This is a genomic window from Cellulosimicrobium sp. CUA-896 (assembly GCF_001942335.1).
GTDB lineage: Bacteria > Actinomycetota > Actinomycetes > Actinomycetales > Cellulomonadaceae > Cellulosimicrobium.
Map to the genome: position 1 here is coordinate 45,916 of NZ_MKKH01000004.1, position 21,361 is coordinate 67,276.

Here is a 21,361-nt window from a genome sequence, read left to right on the forward strand (position 1 = left end):
GCCCCGGCGCTCGCGCGCGTTGCGGCTCGGCCGTCGACGTCCGGCGCCGAGGATCCGGGTCGGATCGGGGGACACCCCGATGTCGCGGGACGAGGAGTCGCCGTAGTTTCGAGCCATGAGCACCTCCGCAGCCTCCCCGTCCCTGTCCCGTCCGCGCCACGGCCGCATGATCGCGGGAGTGTGCGCGGGCATCGCCCGCCGCTTCGGGTGGAGCACGACCGTCGTGCGCGTCGTGACGGTCGCCTCCCTCCTCCTGCCCGGTCCGCAGGTCCTCGCCTACGTGGTCCTGTGGCTCCTCATGCCGAACGACCGCGACTGACGCCGGCCACGCCGGCGGCCGTGGCGCGCGTCACGGAATGCGCGGGCGGCGGCCGACGCTGGGACCTGCGTGAAGATCTTCGACCCCATCACCGTCGGCAGCGTCCGGCTCGCCAACCGTGTCGTGATGGCGCCGCTCACCCGGTTGCGCGCCGGGCGGGCCGGCGTCCCCGGCGACCTGCTCGTCGAGCACTACCGCCAGCGGGCCGGCATGGGCCTGGTCCTCACCGAGGGCACCTACCCCGTGCTCGAGGGCCGCACGTGGACGGGCCAGCCCGGCATCGAGACCGCCGAGCAGGCTGCCGGCTGGGCGCGCGTCGCCGACGCCGTGCACGCCGCGGGCGGGCGCATCGCGATGCAGGTCATGCACGGCGGCCGCATCGCGCATCCCGACGTCACCGGTGCGCGGGTCGTCTCCGCCAGCGCCGTGGCCGCTCCGGGCGAGATCCGCACGCCGTCCGGCAAGGCGGACCACCCCGTGCCGCACGCGCTCGAGGCCGACGAGATCGCCGAGGTCGTCCGCGGCTTCGCCGCCGCCGCCCGCCGCGCGGTCGACGCAGGCCTCGACGCCGTCGAGGTGCACGGCGCCAACGGCTACCTGATCCACCAGTTCCTCTCTCCCGCCAGCAACCTGCGCACCGACGCCTACGGTGCGACGCCCGAGGGCCGCGCGCGGTTCGCGATCGAGGTCGTGACCGCCGTCGCGGCGGAGATCGGCGCCGACCGGACCGGCATCCGGCTGTCGCCCCAGCACGACATCCAGGGCGCGGTCGAGACCGACCCCGAGGTCACCGCCGCGACGTACGCGGCCTCGCGGACGGTCTGGCGCCGCTCGGGCTCGCGTTCGTCGACGTGCTGCACCGGGACCTGGGCGGCGAGCTCGTCCAGGGCATCCGCCCCCGCGTCGGCGCGCCGCTGATCGGCAACTCCGGCTTCGCGGTGAGCACCACGCGCGACGAGGCCGTCGGCCTGGTCGAGGACGGCGTCGTCGACCTCGCCGCGGTCGGCCGCGCCGCGATCGCCAACCCCGACCTGGTCGCGCGCTGGGCGCGGGACCTGGGCGAGAACGCGCCCGACCCGGCCACGTTCTACGCCGACGGCGCCGAGGGGTACACGGACTACCCGGCGGCGGGCGCCGCCTGAGCCCCCGCTCCGGCGGGCCGGCGGCGGCGACCACCGGCACGTCCTACTGGCGCCGCCGTCGCGAGAAGACCCATGCCGCGCCGACGAGGAACACGACGACCAGGCCCGCGCACCACGCGAGGGCGAGGGCCGCCGTCGGCCCCAGGTCCGCGACGGGCTGCGCGTCGCTGCCCAGGCCGACGAGCAGGCCGCGGATCGTCTCGATCACGGGCGTGACGGGCTGGTGCTCGGCAAAACCGCGCAGCCACGCAGGCATGGTCCCCGGCGGGACGAACGCGCTCGACACGTACGGCAGGAACAGCATGAAGAAGCCGAACCCGCCGGCGGCGGCGGGCGAGCGCACGAGCACGCCGAGGAACGTCGCGACGCACGTGACGGCGACGATGTACGCCACGATCACGCCGACGGCCGCCAGCCACTCGAGCGCCGTCGCGTCGGACCGGAAGCCGAGCACGTGGGCGACGCCGAGCACCACCGCGGTGGTCACGAGGTTCTTCACGACGCTCGCCACGACGTGGCCCACGAGCACGGTCGCGCTCGCGATCGGCATGGACCGGAAGCGGTCCATGATGCCGCCGGACATGTCCTGCTCCACCGCGATCGCGGTGTTCGACGCCCCGTACCCCGCGCACAGCAGGACGATCCCGGGCGTGGCGTACGTGAGGTAGTCCGTGCCCACGGACATCGCGCCGCCGAACACGTACACGAACAGCACCATGAGCATCACGGGCAGGACCAGGGCGAGGAGCAGCTCGTCGGGCTCGCGCCGCACGAGGCGCAGCGAGCGCCCGATCATCGCGGACGTGTCGGTGAGCACGTGCCTCCCCGGGCGGGCGGCGGGAGCGGGACGGCGCGGCCGGGTGCCCGACGGCGCGGGCAGGGTCGGGGCGGTCATGCCGCGGCCTCCTCGTCCCGGGTCCGGGCGGCGTGCCCGGTCAGCGTGAGGAACACGTCGTCGAGCGTGGGCGCCCGCACCTCCCAGCGCTCGGGCTCGACCCCGACCGCCGCCGCGACGGCGGCGAGCACGTCGCGCACGTGCGCGACGGACCCGTCGGTCGGCACGCGCAGCACGCGGCCGTCCGGCGTGGCCCCCACGAGTCCGACCCGCGCGACGTCCTCCGCCGAGGTGAAGGTCAGCTCGACCGCCGCGTCGCCGACACGGCGCTTGAGCTCGACGGGAGCGCCCTCCGCGACGACGCGCCCGTCGTCGATGAGCGCGACGCGGTCGGCGAGCTGGTCGGCCTCCTCGAGGTACTGCGTGGTGAGGAACAGGCTCGTGCCGTCGGCGACGACCTCGCGCACGACCTCCCACATGGTCTGGCGGCTGCGCGGGTCGAGGCCGGTGGTCGGCTCGTCGAGGAACATCACGCGCGGTCGCGTGAGCAGGCCAGCCGCGAGGTCGAGGCGGCGGCGCATCCCGCCCGAGTAGGTGCCGACGCGGCGGTCCGCCGCGTCGCCGAGGTCGAACGCGTGCAGCAGGTCGTCGACCCGGCCGCGCACGAAGCGACGCGGCAGGTGCGCGAGTCGCCCCATCATCGTGAGGTTCTCCCGGGCGGACTGCTTCTCGTCGACGGCCGCGGACTGGCCGGTGAGGCTGATGACCTGGCGCACGCGCGCGGCGTCGTGGACGACGTCGTACCCGGCGACCATCGCGGTCCCGCCGTCGGGGCGCAGGAGCGTCGAGAGGATGCGCACGGTCGTCGTCTTGCCGGCGCCGTTCGGACCGAGCAGCGCGAGGACCTCGCCCTCGGCGAGCGTGACGTCGACGCCGTCGAGCACGCGGACGGGTCGCCGTGCGCTGCCATAGCTCTTGCGCAGGCCCGTGGCCCGGACCAGGGGTGGGGACATGGCTGCTCCTCCGTGTGAGGCCGTGGTGAAACTGTTTATGGGCAAAACGTTTCTGTTTACGGTAGACACGGTTGCAGGTCCGGTCAAGACCCGGGAGAAGATGGCGCCATGGCGGAGGACGGTGCGACCACGACAGGCCCGCCACCGGGCGGCGACCCCGGCAGCGCCGGCCTCCACCACGCTCCAGCGGCTCTGGCGGCGCGACGCACCCCGCCGTCGCGGGCCCAAGCCCGCCCTCAGCATCGACCAGGTGGTGCGCGCCGCGATCGAGGTCGCCGACGCCGAAGGGCTCGACGCGGTGTCGATGGCGCGCGTCGCCGAGTCACTCGGCTACTCCTCGATGGCGCTCTACCGGTACGTCGCGAGCAAGGACGAGCTGCTCGCGCTCATGGCCGACGCCGCCGCGGCCGACTTCGAGCTCCCCCCGTTCCCCGACGGCGACTGGCGCGCGGGCCTCGAGGCGTGGACGCGCGCGCAGATCGACGGCGCCCTCGCGCGGCCGTGGTTCCTCGACCTGCCGCTCGCGACGGTCCAGCTCGGGCCGAACCGTCTGCGCTGGGTCGACGCGGCGTTCTCGATCCTGCGCGACCTCGAGCTCACCGTCGACGAGAAGCTCCAGATCGTCGGGCTCCTCGCCCAGCACGTGCTCGGCGAGGGCCGCGTCCAGGTCGAGACGCGACGCGCCGCAGCGGACGCCGTGCGGCGCGAGCACGGGCTTCCGGCGAGCACCCCGGAGTCCGAGCTCGACCCGGACGCGCTCGACCGCGCGAACCCCTACTACGACTTCGAGACGGTCCTCGCGCACCTCGCGAGCCCCGACGCGTACCCGGAGCTCTACGCCGCGCTCGCAGGCGCCCCGCAGCCGCCCGGCTCACCCCGGCACGAGGACCTGTGGGAGGACGACATCGACGTCGGCCTGCAGATCGTGCTCGACGGCGTCTCGGCGTTCGTCGAGCAGCGGATCGCCTCCCGGCGCTGACCGTCCGCGCCGCCCGGGCGACGACTTCTCCTCGGGGTATCTACTTGCCTACATGGAAAGTAGATGCTTCCATGGCAGGCATGAGCGACACGACACCGGACCCCGAGCTCGACCCCCGGCGGGACCTCGACCGCGCGGATCGCCTCGCCGCCCGCACGCGCACCGCCGCCTGGCGATGGGTGCGCGCGTACCTCACCGGCTGGGCGGCGGGAAGCGTCGCCCTGGTGCTGCTCATCGGCCTCGGCGGCCCGGTCGGCACGGTCGTCGGTCTCGCCGCGTGGGCCGCGCTCGTCGGCGTCGGCGTGGCGTGGGCACGCCGCCAGGGCTTCACGGTCGCCGCCGCCGGACGACGCATCGGGGTGGGCGCCGGGCTGTGGGCCGCCGTCTACGGGATCGTGCTCGCCGTCGGGCTGCCGACGGCGGCCGGCGAGCCCGCGTACTGGGTCCCCGCCGCCGGGGTCAGCGCCCTCCCCCTGCTCGCGGCGCGTGGTGGCCGGCGCCGTCGGCCACCGAGACGCACACCCCGGCGGCAGCCGATGACGACGCCTGCCGGCCACCCCCGCCACGACCTCGACGAGCTGCTCCAGTCCGCCGTCCGGCTCTCCGTCGTCGCGGCGCTCGCGGGTGTGGACAAGGCGGACTTCCGCAGCCTCCGCGACACGGTCGAGGTGACGGACCCGACCCTGTCGAAGAACCTCGCGACCCTCGAGGCGGCCGGGTACGTCGCGCTCTCCAAGGACCGTGCCGGACGCCGGCCCCGCACCTGGGTACGGCTGACGCCCGCGGGCCGGACCGCGCTGGACGCGCACCTCGCCGCGCTCCGGGCCATCGCGACGGTGAAGGTCCCGCGCCCCGACGACGACTGAGCCGCGCGCGTCGAGACCGTGCACAGCCCCGGACGACGAGGGGTTCCTCCACAGGAACCCGGCGGCGGTGGTGGCGTGTCGGCCGCTCGCGGCACAGTGACGCCATGACGACCGACGCCTCCGCCGAGCCCACGACCTCGCTCGCCGCGCCCGACGACGCCCCGGCCGCTCCCCCGCCCGGAGCCCGCTGCTTCGCGACGGCGACCCGCTGTACGAGGAGTACCACGACACGGAGTGGGCGGTGCCCGTCCACGGCGAGGAGGCGCTGTACGAGCGCCTGGCGCTCGAGGGCTTCCAGTCGGGGCTGTCGTGGATCACGGTGCTGCGCAAGCGGCCCGCGTTCCGCGAGGCGTTCGCCGGCTTCGACCCGGAGGCGGTCGCGCGCTTCGGGGAGGACGACGTCGCGCGTCTGCTCGCGGACGCGGGCATCATCCGCAACCGGCAGAAGATCGAGGCGACGATCGGCAACGCCCGCGCGCTGCTCGCGCTGCACGAGCGCGGTCGCACGCTCGACGCGATGCTCTGGTCCTTCGCCCCTCCCCCGCGCGCGGAGCGCCCGCGCTCGTGGACCGACGTGCCGTCGTGGACGAGCGAGTCGGTTGCGCTGTCGAAGGCGCTGAAGAAGGAGGGGTTCCGGTTCGTCGGTCCGACCACCGCGTACGCCGCCATGCAGGCGTGCGGGCTCGTCGACGACCACCTCGCCACGTGTCCGGTCGTGACAGGGCGGTAGTGACAGGGCGGTCGTGACGCGGCGGTCGTGACCGGGCGTCGTGACCGGGCGTCGTGACCGGGTGCCCGCGCGGCACCCCCCAGGCGCCCACATCGTGAGACGAGGTGCGACGATGGGGGCATGAGCTCGTACGTGTCCGTCCTCGACCTGTTCTCCGTGGGCCTCGGCCCGTCGAGCTCGCACACCGTCGGGCCGATGCGTGCCGCGACGGCGTTCGTCACCGCGCTGGCGGACCGCGGCGAGCTCGCCCGCGTGTCGGGGGTCCGGGTGGTGCTGTGCGGGTCGCTCGGAGCCACCGGGGTCGGGCACGGCACGCCGGACGCCGTGGTCGCCGGCCTCGTGGGGCTCGACCCGGAGACGTGCGACCCCGACCTGGTCCCCGGCCGCTGGGAGAAGCTCGGCGACGGCGTGCGGCTGCCGCTGCTCGGGTGGCACGAGGTCGTCGTCGCGCAGGAGGACGTCCGCCTCGCGCCCCTCACCCGCATGCCCGGGCACCCCAACGGCATGCGGTTCACCGCCGTCGCGGCGGACGGCGCGGTGGTCGCGGAGGGCGAGTTCTACTCCGTCGGCGGCGGGTTCGTGCTCACCGCGGACGAGATCACCGCGGCGGCCGAGGCCGAGGCGGCCCAGCGCAGCGCCGAGGTCGCCGGCGACCGGACCGATGCCGCGGCGAGGGACGGCGCCCCCTCCCCGGAGCGGGCGGACGACGTGGGCGTCCCCTTCCCGTTCGCGAACGCGGCCGAGCTGCTGGCGCTGTGCGAGCGGGAGGGCACGTCCGTCGCCCGGCTCGCGTGGGCGAACGAGGTGGCGCTGCGGCCGTCCGCCGACGTCGAGGCGGGCGTCGACCGCATCTGGGACACGATGAGCGCGTGCGTCGACGCGGGGCTCGAGCGCGAGGGCGTGCTCCCCGGTCGGCTCCAGGTCCGGCGTCGGGCGCGAGCGCAGCGCGAGCGCCTGGAGGCCCTCGAGCGGGACCCGTCGAGCGCGGCCGACCTGTCCATCGAGTGGCTGCAGGCGTTCGCCATGGCGGTCAACGAGGAGAACGCCGACGGGCGCCGCGTCGTCACGGCGCCGACGAACGGCGCCGCGGGGATCATCCCCGCCGTCGGGCGGCACTTCCTGCGCACCCACCCCGACGTCGCGGAGGACGGCGAGCGCCGCCGTCGGGCCATGCGGACGTACCTGCTGACGGCGGCCGCCATCGGCGCGCTCTACAAGCGCAACGCGTCCATCTCCGGCGCGGAGGCGGGCTGCCAGGGCGAGGTCGGGTCCGCGTGCTCGATGGCCGCGGGCGCCCTGTGCGCCGTGGTCGGCGGCACCCCGGCACAGGTGGAGAACGCCGCGGAGATCGCCATGGAGCACAACCTCGGGCTCACGTGCGACCCCGTCGGCGGGCTCGTCCAGGTGCCGTGCATCGAGCGCAACGCCATCGCGGCGTGCACCGCCGTGTCCGCCGCCCGTCTCGCGCTCCAGGGCGACGGCTCGCACGTCGTCTCGCTCGACACCGTCATCGAGACCATGCGCCAGACCGGCGCCGACATGTCGTCGAAGTACAAGGAGACGTCGACGGGTGGCCTCGCGGTCAACGTCATCGAGTGCTGAGCCGGAGCGCAGCGGAGCAAGCGCAGGCTCCAGCACGACCACCAGCATCGAGTGCTGAGTGCTGAGTGCTGAGTGCTGAGCCGGAGCGCAGCGGAGGTCCGCGCGTCAGGGGGTGGGACGTGCCGGGTCTACCATCCGCGCCCTCGTTCCTCGGGCGCTCCCGCCACGACCCACCACCGACCCGGCACGTCCCACCCCCTGCCCCGCTCGCCGGCCTGTCCATCCGCGCCCAGAACGACGTTGGTGCCGTTATCCCGCGGATAACGGCACCAACGTCGTGTTCGGCCGGGCGGGTCAGCCGCAGGTGGCCGCCTCGTACGCGTGCGTGGTGGTCACGCCGCCGGCGGTGACCGTGGCCTCACCGGCGTCGACGTCCGTGGATCGGACGGCGAACGCTGGTAGAGGCTCTTGCCGGGTGCGACGGCGTCGGACGCCTTCGACCCGTAGGCGGTCGACAGCTCGACCGGGACGGCCGCGTCGGACGTGTTCGTCGCGCGCACGGCGAGGTACGCCTTGCCCGCGAGGCACCGGACCTGCGTCGTGACCTCGACGGGGCTGGCGGGCGTCGACGCCGTCGCGCTCAGCGGCGAGACGGTGATGCGGTCGACGATCGGCGCCTCGTCGCCCGCAGGTTGTAGTCCGCGGGCCACGTCTCGGACGCCAGCGTCTCGCCGTCCCAGTTCGTCGCCTCCTCGGAGCGCAGGGAGATCGTGTTCTCACCCTCGGCGAGGTCGAGCACGACCGTGCGCTCCCAGAAGTTGTTCTCGTGGAACGTCGGGACGAACAGCACGCGCTGCGCGTCGCCGGAGTTCACCGTGATGTCGGCGTGCCGCGCGACGGGGTTCGGGTTGTAGTGGGTCCCGTCCACCTGCTCCGGGTTGGAGAAGCGGAACACGACCGCGTGCGCCCCGGCCTCCGTCGCGTCGACGGTGAACGTCAGGGAGCTGTCGTTCCCCGGCGCGCCGCCCACACCGGCGACCGCCTGGCCGCCTTCCGCGAGGGAGAGGTCGACGACGGCGGCGGACCCGGTGAGCTCCGCGTCCTCCGCCTGGTACTCGGTCGCGGGGAGCACGCCCTCGCCCGGGCCGACGGTGAGGCGGTCGAGCACGAGCCCGTCCGCACCGCCGGTGACGACCACCTCGTTGACGCCGCCCTGCAGGTGCGCGGCGACCTCCTGGCCGTCGGCGAGCCCGAGCACGTCGTGGTCGTTGACCGTGAGCGTGCCGTCGCCACCGTCGAGCAGGTCCACGCCGAGCGTCGCCTCCGCGTCACGCTCGCCGTACACCCAGAACGTCGCCGTCTCGCCCTCGGCGAGCTCGACGCCGCCCGAGCCGGAGATCTCGCCCGCCTCGACGCCCGCGGGCGCCGTGTAGAGCGCGTCGCCACTTACGGTGGTCGCGAGCTCGGCCTCGTAGACGGCCGTGGCCGCGTCGGGGTTGGCGAGCGACAGCGTGATGCGGTCGACGATCGCGTCGCCCTGGGTCGCGCCGTTCCCCTCCGTGCTCTGCGCCGCGAGGGAGATGGTGTGCGTGCCGGCGGTCAGGTCGACGGTCGTGTCGGAGTGGTCCCAGACGACCCACTTGTAGCCGAGCGGGAGGAAGATCTCCTGCTCCTGCTCGCCGTCGACGCGCACGAACACGTTGGTCGGGCCCTGCTCCTGCACGAGACCGTAGGTGTTGAGACTGCTGGCGAAGACCGAGAGGTCGTACGTGCCGTCCTGGGGCACGGTGACCTCGAAGTCCAGCACGACGTCCGAGCCCGTGCGCAGGCCGCCGACGTCGTAGCCGCCGGACGTGTAGAACTTGCCGACGTCCGACGGCGAGCCCTCGGGACCGTTGCGCGTCCAGCCGCTGCCGGTGTGCGCGGCGTCCTCGGCCTCGTAGCTGCCCTGCCACAGGGTGGGCGTGGACGTCGTCGAGTCACCGGCGCCCGCGGGCGTCACGACGATCTCGTACGCGGAGGACTCCTCGAGCTGCGGGAGCGTCTCGCCGTCGAACTCGACGACGACCGTGCCGTCCACGACGGGCAGCGTGAGCTCGGCGAGGTGGCGGGGCTGCTCGGAGTCGCCGAGCTGGCCCGTCCACGGGATCTCGCGCACGAATGCGCGGACCTCGTCGCCGAACACGTCGGTCGGCACGTTCACCAGCTCGACGGGCGCGGCGCCGTCGGCCCCGCCGAGGATGGTGCGCGAGACGGCGCGCTCCTCGTCGAGCGACGAGACGCCCTGGAGCGTGTAGTTCTCGCCCGGGAACGGCGGGGTGACCTCGACGGTGTGGCCGCTCATCTGCGCGTACGCGTTGTACAGCCACCACTGGCCGTTGCCGCGGTTCTGCTGCACCGCCGAGTCCGAGAGGTTCCCGTTGATGTTCCAGAACGCGATCATCGCGTCGATCTTGGAGTCCTCGATCGCGGAGATCCACTGGATCATCTGGCCCGGGACGGACGTGTGGTAGTTGAACGCGTACTCGTTGACGTTGACCGGCAGCTCGGTGCCCTCGAGCTCCGTGCCGGCGAAGACGTCGGCCTCCCAGCCGCGGTACCGCTCGACGGAGTCGCGGATGTTCTGCGGGTGCGACAGCTCGTGCCACGTGATGATGTCCGGCACCGTGCCCGCCTCGACCGCGTGCTCGAGGAAGCCCTGCACCTGCCCGTACAGGACGCTCGTCCCCGGACCGGCGATGCGCATGTCGGGGTACGCGGCCTTGATCGTCCGGTACGTCTCGTCCCACGCGGCGAAGTAGTCGGTCGGGTCGTCAAGCCACGACGTGCCGTCGAGACTCCACTGGCCGGTGCCGAACATGTTGCCCTCGGGCTCGTTGAACGGCTCGATGACGATGTTGTCGCGGTACTCCGGCTCGAGCTCGCCGATCTTGTCGAGCTGCTCGTCGAGCACGCGCGCGTAGTCGGCGAGCTTCTCCTCCGGGGTGTCGCCCGGCCACTGGTACGGGAAGCCGCGGTAGTAGTCGGTGACGCGCAGGTACACGTCGCCGTCGGTCGCGTCCGCGAGCGGCCGCACGACCTCGAGCGCGTCCGAACCCGGGTGCTGGGCGCCGTCCTGCGCCTTGGTCGCGACCGTGCGGACGTTCATGCCCTCGATGAGGTTGTCGGTCGGCATGCCCTCGCCGTACAGGCCGTAGAGCAGACCGGACGCTCCGCCGAGGAAGTCGCCCGTGTCCGTGCCGAGGTCGACGCGCAGCTCGCCGCGGTGCACGGTCACCTCCGCGGTGACCGGGGTCCCCCCGGCGTCGCCGGACACCGTGAACGTGCCCGTCGCCGCGTACTGCTCGGGCGCGACCTCGTCCCACACGACCGGGACCTCACGGTCGTAGCCGTCGGAGAACGAGCCGCGGACGGATTCCGGCAGCTCCGGCGCGACGCCGACCGTGGTGCGGATCTCGAACGCGTCGTCGGCGAGTCCGGTCGGGGTCGGGAGCTCGTCGCCGACGAGCTCGGCCACCTGCTCCGCCGACAGCGCCGACCGGTAGACGCGGAAGTCGTCCACCGCGCCGTCGAACAGCGGGTCCGGGTAGAACGACCGGCCGATGTAGCCGGCCGACGTCGCCCCCGACGTCAGCAGGTCGCGCGCCGCGATCGTCGTCGGCGCCGACGCGACGGCCACGCCGTCGAGGTAGGTCGTGACGCGGTCGGCCTGGGTGTCGAGCGTCGTGGTGAGGGTGACCCAGTCGCCGGCCTCGAGCGGGCCGTAGCCGGTGACCTGGGCCTCGCCGCCACCCCCGTTCGTCGTGACCGCGGTGCGCAGGCGGCCGTCGCCGTTCGACGGCGTCGTGAACAGGTAGCGCGAGGTGTTCGTGCCGAGGTCGTAGACCCGCTGCCAGGCGCCGCCCGTGCCGTCCCAGCGCACGCGCGCGGACACGGTCAGGTCGGTCGCGTCGGCGAGCGCGCCGCGCGGGATCGTCACGTAGCCGCCGCCGGAGCCGCCGGCCAGGTCGAGCGCGGTGCCGCCGCCCTCGGCGTCCACCACGGCGGTGCTCCCGGTGATCGTGCCGTCGAGGCCGTTGCCGGAGGCGTCGGGGACCGTGGACCCCGCGACGTCGTCCATCGTGTAGTGCAGGTCGGGTTCGGGCGTCTGGGCGGACGCCGGCAGCGCGAGCGCGCCGCCGAGCATGCCGCCCGTGAGCGCCATGGTCGTGGACAGCGCGACCGCTGTCCGTCGCGGCGAGCGCCGCGAGGAAGTCGTGCTCATCGTCGAGTACCTCTCTGGTCGTCGCGCGCCGTGCGGCGCACGCTCGGACGTCGTCGTTCGAGCTCTGCCCCGTGCCGGGGCCGTGCGTCCTCCTTCCGTCCGGGGCGTCGTCGCCGGGAGGGCCGTCGTCGAACCGGTTCGCCGACGGGCGTGCGGGTCGGCGTGCGGGCGCGGGCGCGCCCGCACGCTCAGGTCGTGGGAGCGCCGGGCGCCACCGCACCGGTCGTGCGGCCGACGACGTGCGCGAGCGCGCCGTCGCGCAGGAAGACGGGCACGACGTCGAGGGGCGCGTCCGCGTGGACCGTCCGCCCGCCGTCCTGCACCTCGCCGGTCGCCGCGTCGGTCCACCGGGCGCCCGCGGGCAGGTACACCTCGCGCTCGCGCGCCCCCGCCTCGAGGACGGGCGCCACGAGGACGTCCGGGCCGAGGAGGAACTCGTCGTCCACGTCCCACGCCCGGGCGTCGCCCGGGAAGTCGTGGAACAGCCCGCGCATCACGGGCTGGCCGTCGGTGTGCGCGGCACGCATGACATCGCGCACGTACGGCCGCAGCGTCTCGCGCAGGTGCACGTAGCGCTCGAGCACGCTGTACACCTCCTCGCCGAAGCTCCACAGCTCGTTCGGCCCGCCCGACCGCAGGCGGCGCGAGCCGTCGGCGGCCTCGATCTCCTCGTACGGCAGCCGGTCGCCGTGGAGCCGCATCACCGGGCTGAACGCGCCGAGCTGGAACCACCGCACGAGCAGCTCGTGGAACGCCGGGTCGGTGACGTCCCCGCGGTGGAAGCCGCCGATGTCCGTGGTGAACCACGGGATGCCGGCGACGCCCATGTGGATGCCCGCGGTGACCTGCCGGGCCATGTCGTCGAACGTCGAGCTGATGTCGCCGGACCACACCAGCGCGCCGTACCGCTGACTGCCCGCCCAGGCGCACCGCACGAGGTTGACCACCTCCTCCTCGCCGTCGGCCCGCTGCCCGTCCCAGAAGGCCCGGGCGAAGAGCTGCGGGTAGAGGTTGCCGACCTGGAGGTTCGGCCCGCGGTGGTACCGGTACGCGTCGAAGTCGTACACGCCGTACTCGGGCTCGGCCTCGTCGAGCCAGAACGTGCGCACGCCGTGCTCGCCGTAGTTGCGGCGGCACGTCTCCCACAGCCACCGCCGCGTCTCGGGGTTCGTCACGTCGAGGAACGCGCTCGGCCCCTCGAAGGACATCTGCACGTCGAGGCCGCGCTCGGCCCGGACGAGGAGGTTGTTGCGGCGCAGGTGCGCGTAGTTCTCGGACTCGAGCGAGACCTGCGGCCAGACGGAGACCATGAGCTCGACGCCGAGCTCGCGCAGCTCGTCGACCATCGCCGACGGGTCGGGCCAGAACTCGTCCTCGAACCGGTAGTCGCCCATCCTCGGCCAGTGGAAGAAGTCGGCGACGATCACGTCGAGCGGCAGCCCGCGGCGGCGGTGCTCGCGCGCCACCTCGAGGAGCTGCTCGGCGTTCCAGTACCGCAGCTTGCACTGCCAGAACCCGAGCCCGCGCTCGGGCATCATCGGCGCGTGGCCGGTCGCGTCGGCGTACGCGCGCGTGATCTGCGCCGGGGTGTCGCCGGCCGTCACCCAGTAGTCGAGCTGCCGGGTCGACTCGGCGTACCACTCGGTGCGGTTGCGGGCGAAGGTCGCGCGCCGATCGCCGGGTCCTCCACAGGAACCCGTACCCCCGCGCTGGACAGCACGAACGGCACGCTCGCCTGGGAGTTGCGGTGCGCGAGCTCGAACACGCGAGCCCTTGAGGTCCAGCACGTGCTGCTGGTACTGGCCCATCCCGTACAGCTTCTCGTCCGGGTCGGACTCGAACGACGCCGTGAGCTCGAGGTCGCCGCCGAGCCGCGGCCGGAACCGGCGCGCGACGAGGTCGAGCGAGCCGCCGCGGTCGTGCTCGCGCAGCAGCAGCGTGCCGTGCCGGTCGTAGAACGCCAGCTCGCACCGGGAGCGCTCGTAGCCGACGGGCTCGTGGAACCACCGCGTCACGCGCAGCTCGACGCGCAGGTCGCCGACGACGAGCGTCGCGCCGTCGTCCCGGGTCTCGACCCGGACGTCGGCCGCCGTGTCGGGGCCGGCCTCGCCGTCCTGCCCGACCGCGCCCGGCACCTGGTCGCGCGGGAGCAGCGCGTGCTCGGTGTCGACGACGTCGCCCATGAGCGTCGCGCGCACCCGGACGCTGTCCCGGCCCCACGGCTCGACGACGAGCGTCTCCCCGTCGCCGCGCCACACCACGCGACCTCCGTCCACGTGGACGGGCGGCTGGTCCACCGCGCTGCCGGTGCTGTGCGTGCTGTCGGTGCTCATCCGGTCTCCTTCGACGGTGACGGGCGGGTGTGACGGGCGGGTGCGACGGGCGGGTGTGACGGTCAGAGGGTGGGCAGGAACACCCGCATGGTCGACGGCCCGCGCTCGGCCCACCGGTGGTACGGCACGAGCGAGAGGTCGAGCTCCTCGCGCGGCACGGCGATCTCGGGCGCGCCCGAATACGGCAGCCCGGTCCGGTCCGCACGCGGCACCACGACCGAACCGCGCACGACGGCGCCGTCGGCCTCGGGCCGCGGGGCGACCGCCGGGTCGACGCGTACGTCCTCGAGCGCCACCCCGTCCGGCAGGTCGGTCGACTCCAGGCACAGCACGAGCGGACCGCGCTCGACCGCGACGCAGCCGCGCACCGCGTCGACGCGCGGATCCGGCCACGTCAGGCGCGGGTCCGTCGGGAGGTCGAGCACGACGCGTCGCCCGGGCGCAGCGCGCCGCGGACCTCGGCCCAGCCGGGGGCGACCGGACGGGCGTCCCGTCCCGGCGCGACGAGGGTCGCCCCGTGCGCCCACGCGGGCACGCGCAGCCGCAGGGAGACCTCGCGCTCCGGCGCGTCGAGGACCTCGACGCGCACGGCGCCGTCGTCGGGGTACCGGGACTCGACGCGCACGGCGAGCTCCCCGCCGGCGTCGAGCGACGCGCGGACCTCACCGGCCGCGTACTGCAGGAGCGCGAGCTCGTCGCCGTCGACCGACGCGGCGTAGGTGTGCCACGACGCGAGGGTGCGGGCCACGTTCGTCGGGCAGCAGGACACGTCGAACCAGGCGCGCGCACCCCGCCCTCGGCGCGCGGGTTCTCCGCGTCGGGCTCGACGTCCTGCCCGGCCACGCGCTGGTGGAGCGGGTTGGCGTAGAAGAACGCGCGTCCGTCGGAGCGGGGCGAGGTCGCGACGACGTTGTAGAACGTGCGCTCCATGAGGTCGGCGTAGCGGACGTCGCCGGTCGCGAGGTAGAGCCGCCACGACACCATGCCCGAGGCCACTCCCGCACAGGTCTCGCAGTACGCACGGTCGGACGGCAGCTCCCAGTCGTCGCCGAAGCCCTCGTCCTGGTGGCGCGACCCCATGCCTCCCGTGAGGTAGGTGCGTCGCTCGACGCTGCGCTCCCACTGCCGCGTCACGGCGTCGAGGAGCCCGGCGTCGCCGGTGTCGACGGCGACGTCGATCGCGCCGGCCGCGAGGTAGAGCGCGCGCACGGCGTGGCCGCGCCAGACGTCGGCCTCGCGCACGGGCACGTCGTCCTGGAAGTACGCGGGGCTGAGCAGCGGGATGGGCGTGAGCGTGCCGTGCCCGCGCCGCTCCACGAACAGCCGCGCCTGCTCGGTGTACCGCGGCTCGTCGAGCGCGCGCCCGAGCTCGGCGAGCCCGACCTCGATCTCGGGGTGGCCGCAGATGCCCTGCCGTCCGTCGGGTCCGAACTCGGCGCACACCTGATCGGCCACGCGCCGCGCGACCTCGACGAGCCGGTCCTCGCCCGTCGTGCGCACGCGAGCGACCGCGGCCTGGAGCAGGTGGCCCGCGCAGTACAGCTCGTGCCCGCTCTCGAGGTCGGTCCAGCGTCCGGCCTGGCCGGCGTGCCCGAAGCACGTGTTGAGGTAGCCGTCGTCGTCCTGCGCCGCCGCGACCCGGCCGACGAGGCGCTCGAAGGTCGCCTCGAGCCCGGTGTCCTGCGTGCGCCCGAGCTCCCACGCCATCGCCTCGAGGAGCTTGTAGACCTCCGAGTCGGAGAACTGCCATCCCGTGCGGTCGCGGTCGGCGGTGCCGCCCGCGGCCACGGCGTCGAAGTTCGCGAGCCAGCCGAGGCGCTCCATCCACGTCAGGCAGTGGTCGAACGTCGCGCGGGCGTTCGTCTCCTGGAGGTCGCCCCAGAACCCGCCGGCGAGGCGGACCTCGCCGATGCCCAGCCCGCGGCGGCCCGGGGTCGGCGTGACGACGGGGCGGGCCCGTCGCGCGTCGTCGGCGGCACCCGCCGGTCCCGGTGCGGGCGGCGTGGTGAGTGTGGCGTGGTCGGTCACGAGGAGTCCTTCGGTGGGGGATGCGGGCCGGGCCGGGCCGGGCGCGCCGTCGTCCCGGGTGCGGACGACGGCGTGCGGGCGCTCAGTCCTTGACGGCGCCGGCGGTGACGCCCGCCGCGACGAAGCGCTGGGCGAGCACGAGCAGCACGGCGGCGGGCACGGACGCGACGACGGCGGTCGCCATGATCGCGTTCCACTGCGTGGTGTTGTTGCCGATGTAGTTGTAGATGCCGAGGGTGATCGGGATCATGTCGCCGTTGCGGTTGAGCGTGGACGCGAAGATGAAGTCCGACCACGCCCACAGGAACGCGAACAGCGCCACGGTGACGGTCGAGTTCCGGCTGATCGGGACGACGACCGACCAGAACGACCGCCACGGGCCCGCGCCGTCGACACGCGCCGCCTGGAGCAGCTCGCGCGGGATGCCGGACATGAACGCTGTGTACAGCAGCACGCCGAACGGCACCGCGATCGTCGAGTCCGCGATGATCAGGCCCGGGATCGTGTTGAGCAGGTCGAGGCGCACGTAGATCGCGTAGAAGCCCATCGCCATGACGACGGCCGGGATCATCTGCGCGACGAGCAGCAGGAAGTTCAGGCTGCGCCGGCCGCGGAGGTTGAGCTGCGCGATCGCGTAGCCCGCGGGGGCGGCGATGGCGATCGTCAGGACGACGGTGCCCAGACCCACGAGCAGGCTCGTGCCCAGCGCGGGGAGCTGCTGCTCGAAGACCCGGGTGTACCCCTCGAACGTGGGGTCCCACGGGAACCAGTGCGGCGGGTTCGCGCGCAGGTCCGACGTCTTCGTCAGGGAGACGTTCGCCATCCAGTAGACGGGGAACAGCATGAGGGCGGTGAAGACGACGCCGAGGACGGTCTTCCACCAGGGACGGGTCGTGGTCATGACGCCTCCTGACGGCGCTGGAGCTGCAGGTGCAGGAACCCGAAGACGAGCGCGACGAGGATGAGGATGTTGCCCACGGCCGCGGCGGGCGAGAAGTCGGGCTGGCCGGTGCCGAACGCCTCGCGGTAGGACCACACGGCGAACGTCGTCGACGCGTCGCCCGGCCCGCCGGTCGTCATGACCCAGATCACGTCGACGACCTTGAGCGTGTAGATGAGGCCGAGCAGGATCGTGATGGCCGAGACGGGGCGCAGGAGCGGCAGCGTGATGCTGCGGAACTGACGCCACGCGCCGGCACCGTCGAGCGACGCCGCCTCGTAGACGTCCCCGGGGATGTTCTGCAGCCCGGAGTACAGGATGACGAGGTTGAACGGGATGCCGAGCCACACGTTCGCGATCGTCACGGCGATCAGGGCGGTGTCGGGCGAGGTGAGCCAGTTGATCTGCTCGACCCCGAAGGCGCCGAGCACCGAGTTGACGATGCCGTTCTCGCTGCTGAGCATCCACGCCCAGGTGGACGCCGACACGATGAGCGGCAGGAGCCACGGCACGAGGAACAGCGCGCGCAGCACGTTCGAGAGCCGGAAGCTCGACCGGAAGAACACCGCGAGCGCGAGGCCGATGACGAACTGGAACGCGATCGACACGAACGTGAAGACCACGGTGTTCCACAGCGCGGTGGGGAACGTCGAGGACGCGAACACGTCGGCGAAGTTCTCGAGGCCCACGAACTCGGCGTTGCCTGGACGAACGCCCGGATGTTGTAGTCGTGCACGCTGAGGTCGATGTTGCGCCACAGCGGGTACGCGTAGAAGAGCACCAGGTAGACCAGCAGGGGGGCCGCGAAGCCCACTGCCGCCCACTGGCTGGCGTTCGGTCCCCGCCGGCGGCGGCGGCCCCCGGGGGCGGCGGGCGTGGTGCCCGCCGCTCCAGGGTGCTGTCGCTCGTCCCGACGGCGGTCGGGATGGTCGTCATGACTCGTCCTCCACTGAGGTGTGATCGCTCACATCACGCGCGTCGCGCGTGCGTCAGCTCGTGGCGGCCTCGGCCTCGGCCTGCGCGGTCTCGAGAGCCTCCTGCGGCGTCGCCGCGCCCGAGAGCGCGTCCTGCACCGCGCCCCACAGCGCCTCGGAGATCATCGGGTAGTCCGTGCCGAGGTTGTCGCTCGTGCGGCCCTTGGCGCTGCGCACGGCCTCGACCCAGGTCTCGAGCTCCGGCTGCTCCTCGAGCAGCTGCTCCTGGCCCGCCTCGGTCGGGGGGATGTAGTACGCGAAGGTGTTCGCCGTCTCGACGAAGCCCTCGGGCGTCGTCATGCACTCGACGATCTGGCGCGTCGTCTCGTAGCGCTCGGTGTCCTCCTGGACCGGGGCGACGATGAACTCGCCGCCGGTCGGGGCCGGGGCGACGCCGCCGTCCTGCGCCGGGAGCTGGACGACGCCGGTCTCGAACCCGGCCTCGGCCGCGCTGTTGACCTGCCACGTGCCGTTCTCCACGAACGCGAAGTTGCCCGTGAGGAACTCCTCCCACGTCGTGTTCTGCGAGTTCTGGATCACCGTGTTCGGCGCGTACCCCGCGTCGAGCCAGCCCTTCCAGAGCTCGAGCGCCGCGACGGCCTCGGGCGAGTCGAGCTGGGTGAGGTCCGCGCCCGCGCCCCAGAACCACGGCAGGAACTGGAACGAGCCCTCCTCGGTGCCGATGCCCGCGAAGGTGATGCCCTCGTGCCCGGCGGCCGTGACCGCCTCGAGGGCCGCGGTGAGCGAGGCCCAGTCGGTGATCGACGCCGGGTCGACGCCGGCGGCCTCCAGGATCTCGGCGTTGTAGTACAGGGCGAGCGTGTTGGCGCCGATCGGGATGCCGTACGCCTCGCCGTCGACCACGCCCGCGGCGAGCAGGTTCTCGTCGACGTCGCCCGTGTCGAGGCCGAGCTCGTCGACCGTGGTGAGCATCCCCGTGTCCGCGAGCGTGGACACCGCGGGGTTGTCGATGAGGATGACGTCGGGCGACGTGCCCTCCTGTGCCGACAGCAGCGCCTGGTTCGTCAGCGCCGTCGTGTCGTACGCCGTGCGCTCGATCGTGACGCCGGCGTCCTCGCCGCACTGCTGGACGCGCTGCTCCCAGTCGGACGAGCCGTCGTGCTGGGGGTACGGGTCCCACCACGTGTAGGTCGAGTCGTCACCCGACGCGCTGTCGCTCGACCCGCCCGACGAGCAGGCCCCGACGAGCGCCAGCGTGGCGGTCGTGAGCACGGCGGTCGTCGCGAGGGCGACGGGCTTGCGCCTCGTGTTCTGCATCTGTGGTTCCTCCTTGAACGTGGCCGCCCGACGTCGGACGACCTGGCGTGCACGGCCCGCGCTCGGGTGGCGGGCCTACCGGTCGGGGTGTGGGCCTAGGGCCCCGGCACCCGGGGAGGCGCCCCCGTGCTGCCCCGGTCGACCAGCTCGGGCGAGACGAACCGCACGACGTGCGGCTCGTCGGGACCCACCTCCCCCTCGATGCGTCGCACCAGCTGGCGCACGGCCATGCGGCCGAGCCGGTCGGGTGCGGACTCCACCGAGGAGAACGGCAGGGAGAAGGTGCGGGCGAACTCGTCCGAGTAGCGCCCGACGACGGAGAGGTCCTCGGGCGCGGACAGGCCACGCTCGTGGAGGACGGTGGGGAGCGCCGCGGCCGCGGCCTCGTTGTTGACGACGAGGCCGGTGGCGCCCGGGTGGGCGTCGAGCAGCGCGTTGAGGTCGCGCCCGACATCGGGCTGGTGCGACGAGCCGAAGGCCGCGTGCAGCGTCACGCCGCGGGCGCGGGCCGCCTCGAGCGCGGCGTTCTGCAGGCGCCACACGTACGCGCCGCCGCGCTCCACGACGTGCTCGGGCTGCGACACGAGCACCAGCTCGCGGTGACCGAGGCGGTGGAGGTGGTCGACCATGAGCCGGCCGGCCTCCTCGAAGTCGAGGTCGAAGACGTCGACGCCGGTGCAGTCGGCGGGCAGGCCCACGAGCGCGCCGGGCTGGGGCGCCGCGCGCAGGATCGGCAGGCGCTCGTCGTCCTCGGCGACGTTGAGGAGCACGACGCCGTCGACCATGCGCGAGTCCGTCATGCGGCGCAGGGCGCGCGTCCCGTCGCGTCCGTGGCGAGCAGGATGTCGTAGCCGTGCTCGCGCGCCGTGTCGGAGACGCCGAGCATGTACTGGAGCATCGCCGGCGCGAACTCGTCGGGAAGGAACTGGGCGAGGAGACCGATCACCATCGTCCGGGTGGTCGCCAGGGCGCGCGCACCGGCGTTGGGCGTGTACCCGAGCGAGCGCACCGCGTCCTCGACGCGACGGCGCACGTCCGCCGAGATCGCCCTCTTCCCCGAGAGCGCGTACGACGCCGTGCTGCGCGAGACGCCGCGATGCGGGCGACGTCACCGATGGTGGCCACCGTGCCTCCTCCTTGCGAACCGGTTCGACAGTAGCGGGATCGTTCGTGATCGTGCAAGCGTCGTTCGGGTGAGGAAACATCACGATGTGATGACACCGGTGTCGAACGGGTTCGACACTCCGGGTGCGGCCGCCAGCCCCTACTCGAGGTAGCGCTCGACCACGGACGACGGCCGCACCGCGGACGCGCCCGGGTCTCTCCCGAACTCGCGCGCGGCGTCACGCTGCCGCAGGAGGTCCCAGCACTGGTCGAGCTGTTCCTCGGCGCGGGCCAGCTCCCGGTTCTCGGTGCCCACGTCGATCTGCCCGGCCGCGAGGCGCGAGCGCAGGTCGTGCTCGCGCGCGATCAGGTCCCGGATGGTGGTGCGGATGTCGTCGTCCGTGGTCATGGTGGCTCCTCGCCTCGTCCGTGATCGTGCACTGCCTGCGCGCGCGAGCCGACGACGTCGTCGCGCGTCCTCCGGTGGTCCGGCGCGGCTCATGGCCCCGCTCACGAACGGCCTCGCCCGTCGCGCCGGAGCGACAGGGCCGTCGCCGCGGCGACGGCTCCGGCCTGGACGAGGAAGCACACCCCGGCGGTCCCGCCGATCCCGAGGACCGCCGCACGTGCCGCGGCCGCTGCGGCGTCGGGGCCGACCGCCCACGCGGCGGTGAGCACCGTGACGCCGACCGCGACCACCCCGAGCGCCGTGGACGTCGCGATGACGACCAGTACCTGGCCGACCGCGGCGCCGACGAGCTGCGGGGGCGTCGCGCCGACGCTCAGCGCGACGGCCGCCGCGTTCCTGCGCTCGCGGTCCGCCATGACGACGGCGGCGGCGGCGCCGACGAGGGCGACGACGAGCGGCGCGGCGAGCACGACGAGCAGCCCGTCAGCGCGGGCGGTGCCCGACGAGCTGCCGTCGTCCACGGGACGTGCCGCTGCGGTGGCGGCCCACAACCCGCCGACCAGTGCGATCGCGACGGTCGGCGGGCCGAGCGGACCGGTGCTGCG

At 73.7% G+C, this 21,361-nt stretch carries 18 protein-coding genes and 3 pseudogenes; 6 read left to right on the top strand and 15 right to left on the bottom strand.

Annotation, left to right across the window (positions count from 1 at the left end; all coding sequences use genetic code 11):
- Positions 1–115 precede the first annotated feature (115 nt).
- Both BJF88_RS01625 and BJF88_RS01630 read left to right on the top strand, forming a co-directional pair.
- Positions 116–319, top strand: a complete 204-nt coding sequence (locus tag BJF88_RS01625; protein WP_075827500.1) for a PspC domain-containing protein — start codon at positions 116–118, stop codon at positions 317–319.
- A 126-nt stretch (positions 320–445) separates the two neighbouring features.
- Positions 446–1,461, top strand: a pseudogene (locus BJF88_RS01630) (alkene reductase).
- Between the two features lie 43 nt (positions 1,462–1,504).
- On the opposite strand, the gene BJF88_RS01635 reads toward BJF88_RS01630, so the two are convergent.
- Both BJF88_RS01635 and BJF88_RS01640 read right to left on the bottom strand, forming a co-directional pair.
- A complete protein-coding gene (locus BJF88_RS01635) occupies positions 1,505–2,356 on the bottom strand; it encodes an ABC transporter permease (RefSeq protein ID WP_083648778.1) in 852 nt (283 codons plus the stop codon).
- On the bottom strand, positions 2,353–3,309 hold the full coding sequence (locus BJF88_RS01640; protein ID WP_075827501.1) for an ATP-binding cassette domain-containing protein: 957 nt from the start codon (positions 3,307–3,309) through the stop codon (positions 2,353–2,355). Before BJF88_RS01640 ends, BJF88_RS01635 begins: the two co-directional genes overlap by 4 nt.
- Positions 3,310–3,562: 253 nt before the next feature.
- Between BJF88_RS01640 and BJF88_RS01645 the strand changes: the two genes are divergently transcribed.
- The 4 genes and pseudogenes from BJF88_RS01645 (at position 3,563) to BJF88_RS01660 (ending at position 7,486) form a co-directional block, all read left to right on the top strand.
- Entirely contained in the window at positions 3,563–4,288 is a 726-nt protein-coding gene (locus BJF88_RS01645) for a TetR/AcrR family transcriptional regulator (protein WP_255371655.1), read from the top strand.
- Between the two features lie 71 nt (positions 4,289–4,359).
- Positions 4,360–5,154 carry a winged helix-turn-helix domain-containing protein gene (locus tag BJF88_RS22860; protein ID WP_369824435.1) on the top strand — a complete coding sequence of 265 codons (795 nt, stop codon included), beginning with the start codon at positions 4,360–4,362 and terminating at the stop codon, positions 5,152–5,154.
- Between the two features lie 104 nt (positions 5,155–5,258).
- Positions 5,259–5,884: pseudogene (locus BJF88_RS01655) on the top strand (DNA-3-methyladenine glycosylase I).
- A gap of 120 nt (positions 5,885–6,004) precedes the next feature.
- Positions 6,005–7,486: an L-serine ammonia-lyase gene (locus BJF88_RS01660; RefSeq protein WP_075827504.1), complete on the top strand. Its 1,482-nt coding sequence runs from the start codon at positions 6,005–6,007 to the stop codon at positions 7,484–7,486.
- Between the two features lie 332 nt (positions 7,487–7,818).
- Here the strand turns inward: BJF88_RS01660 and BJF88_RS20875 are convergent, their stop codons facing one another.
- The 13 genes and pseudogenes from BJF88_RS20875 to BJF88_RS01710 form a co-directional block, all read right to left on the bottom strand.
- On the bottom strand, positions 7,819–8,136 hold the full coding sequence (locus tag BJF88_RS20875; RefSeq protein ID WP_075827505.1) for a hypothetical protein: 318 nt from the start codon (positions 8,134–8,136) through the stop codon (positions 7,819–7,821).
- Entirely contained in the window at positions 8,067–11,690 is a 3,624-nt protein-coding gene (locus tag BJF88_RS01670) for a LamG-like jellyroll fold domain-containing protein (RefSeq protein WP_255371656.1), read from the bottom strand. Before BJF88_RS01670 ends, BJF88_RS20875 begins: the two co-directional genes overlap by 70 nt.
- Before the next feature lie 188 nt (positions 11,691–11,878).
- The gene (locus tag BJF88_RS01675; RefSeq protein ID WP_255371663.1) at positions 11,879–14,023 is read right to left on the bottom strand and encodes a TIM-barrel domain-containing protein; all 2,145 of its coding nucleotides are present in this window, start codon (positions 14,021–14,023) and stop codon (positions 11,879–11,881) included.
- 62 nt (positions 14,024–14,085) lie between these two features.
- Complete coding sequence (locus tag BJF88_RS20880; protein ID WP_255371668.1) at positions 14,086–14,448, bottom strand: hypothetical protein; 363 nt, start codon at positions 14,446–14,448, stop codon at positions 14,086–14,088.
- Positions 14,418–14,771 (bottom strand): beta-L-arabinofuranosidase domain-containing protein, encoded by a 354-nt coding sequence (locus BJF88_RS20885; RefSeq protein ID WP_255371664.1) that lies wholly within the window; start codon positions 14,769–14,771, stop codon positions 14,418–14,420. Before BJF88_RS20885 ends, BJF88_RS20880 begins: the two co-directional genes overlap by 31 nt.
- A gap of 152 nt (positions 14,772–14,923) precedes the next feature.
- Positions 14,924–16,051, bottom strand: a pseudogene (locus tag BJF88_RS20890) (glycoside hydrolase family 127 protein); the annotation flags it as partial.
- An 82-nt stretch (positions 16,052–16,133) separates the two neighbouring features.
- Positions 16,134–16,952 (bottom strand): carbohydrate ABC transporter permease, encoded by an 819-nt coding sequence (locus BJF88_RS01685; protein WP_075827507.1) that lies wholly within the window; start codon positions 16,950–16,952, stop codon positions 16,134–16,136.
- A complete protein-coding gene (locus BJF88_RS01690; protein ID WP_255371657.1) occupies positions 16,949–17,680 on the bottom strand; it encodes a carbohydrate ABC transporter permease in 732 nt (243 codons plus the stop codon). Before BJF88_RS01690 ends, BJF88_RS01685 begins: the two co-directional genes overlap by 4 nt.
- Positions 17,681–17,980: 300 nt before the next feature.
- Positions 17,981–19,243 (bottom strand): extracellular solute-binding protein, encoded by a 1,263-nt coding sequence (locus BJF88_RS01695; RefSeq protein WP_075827508.1) that lies wholly within the window; start codon positions 19,241–19,243, stop codon positions 17,981–17,983.
- A 95-nt stretch (positions 19,244–19,338) separates the two neighbouring features.
- Positions 19,339–20,043, bottom strand: a complete 705-nt coding sequence (locus BJF88_RS01700; RefSeq protein ID WP_255371658.1) for a LacI family DNA-binding transcriptional regulator — start codon at positions 20,041–20,043, stop codon at positions 19,339–19,341.
- A complete protein-coding gene (locus tag BJF88_RS20895) occupies positions 20,040–20,276 on the bottom strand; it encodes a hypothetical protein (protein ID WP_255371659.1) in 237 nt (78 codons plus the stop codon). The genes BJF88_RS01700 and BJF88_RS20895 overlap by 4 nt, the downstream gene beginning before the upstream one ends.
- 231 nt (positions 20,277–20,507) lie before the next feature.
- Positions 20,508–20,756, bottom strand: a complete 249-nt coding sequence (locus BJF88_RS01705) for a DUF2630 family protein (protein ID WP_075827509.1) — start codon at positions 20,754–20,756, stop codon at positions 20,508–20,510.
- Positions 20,757–20,857: 101 nt separating this feature from the next.
- The gene (locus BJF88_RS01710; protein ID WP_139315856.1) at positions 20,858–21,277 is read right to left on the bottom strand and encodes a hypothetical protein; all 420 of its coding nucleotides are present in this window, start codon (positions 21,275–21,277) and stop codon (positions 20,858–20,860) included.
- Positions 21,278–21,361: the final 84 nt, after the last annotated feature.

Bases quoted from the DNA above. Each gene is read 5' to 3' on its own strand.
- BJF88_RS01625 (WP_075827500.1), top strand. From the start codon at position 116: ATGAGCACCTCCGCAGCCTCCCCGTCCCTGTCCCGTCCGCGCCACGGC.
- BJF88_RS01635 (WP_083648778.1), bottom strand. From the start codon at position 2,356: ATGACCGCCCCGACCCTGCCCGCGCCGTCGGGCACCCGGCCGCGCCGT.
- BJF88_RS01640 (WP_075827501.1), bottom strand. From the start codon at position 3,309: ATGTCCCCACCCCTGGTCCGGGCCACGGGCCTGCGCAAGAGCTATGGC.
- BJF88_RS22860 (WP_369824435.1), top strand. From the start codon at position 4,360: ATGGCAGGCATGAGCGACACGACACCGGACCCCGAGCTCGACCCCCGG.
- BJF88_RS01660 (WP_075827504.1), top strand. From the start codon at position 6,005: ATGAGCTCGTACGTGTCCGTCCTCGACCTGTTCTCCGTGGGCCTCGGC.
- BJF88_RS01670 (WP_255371656.1), bottom strand. From the start codon at position 11,690: ATGAGCACGACTTCCTCGCGGCGCTCGCCGCGACGGACAGCGGTCGCG.
- BJF88_RS01675 (WP_255371663.1), bottom strand. From the start codon at position 14,023: ATGAGCACCGACAGCACGCACAGCACCGGCAGCGCGGTGGACCAGCCG.
- BJF88_RS01685 (WP_075827507.1), bottom strand. From the start codon at position 16,952: ATGACCACGACCCGTCCCTGGTGGAAGACCGTCCTCGGCGTCGTCTTC.
- BJF88_RS01695 (WP_075827508.1), bottom strand. From the start codon at position 19,243: ATGCAGAACACGAGGCGCAAGCCCGTCGCCCTCGCGACGACCGCCGTG.
- BJF88_RS01700 (WP_255371658.1), bottom strand. From the start codon at position 20,043: ATGACGGACTCGCGCATGGTCGACGGCGTCGTGCTCCTCAACGTCGCC.
- BJF88_RS01705 (WP_075827509.1), bottom strand. From the start codon at position 20,756: ATGACCACGGACGACGACATCCGCACCACCATCCGGGACCTGATCGCG.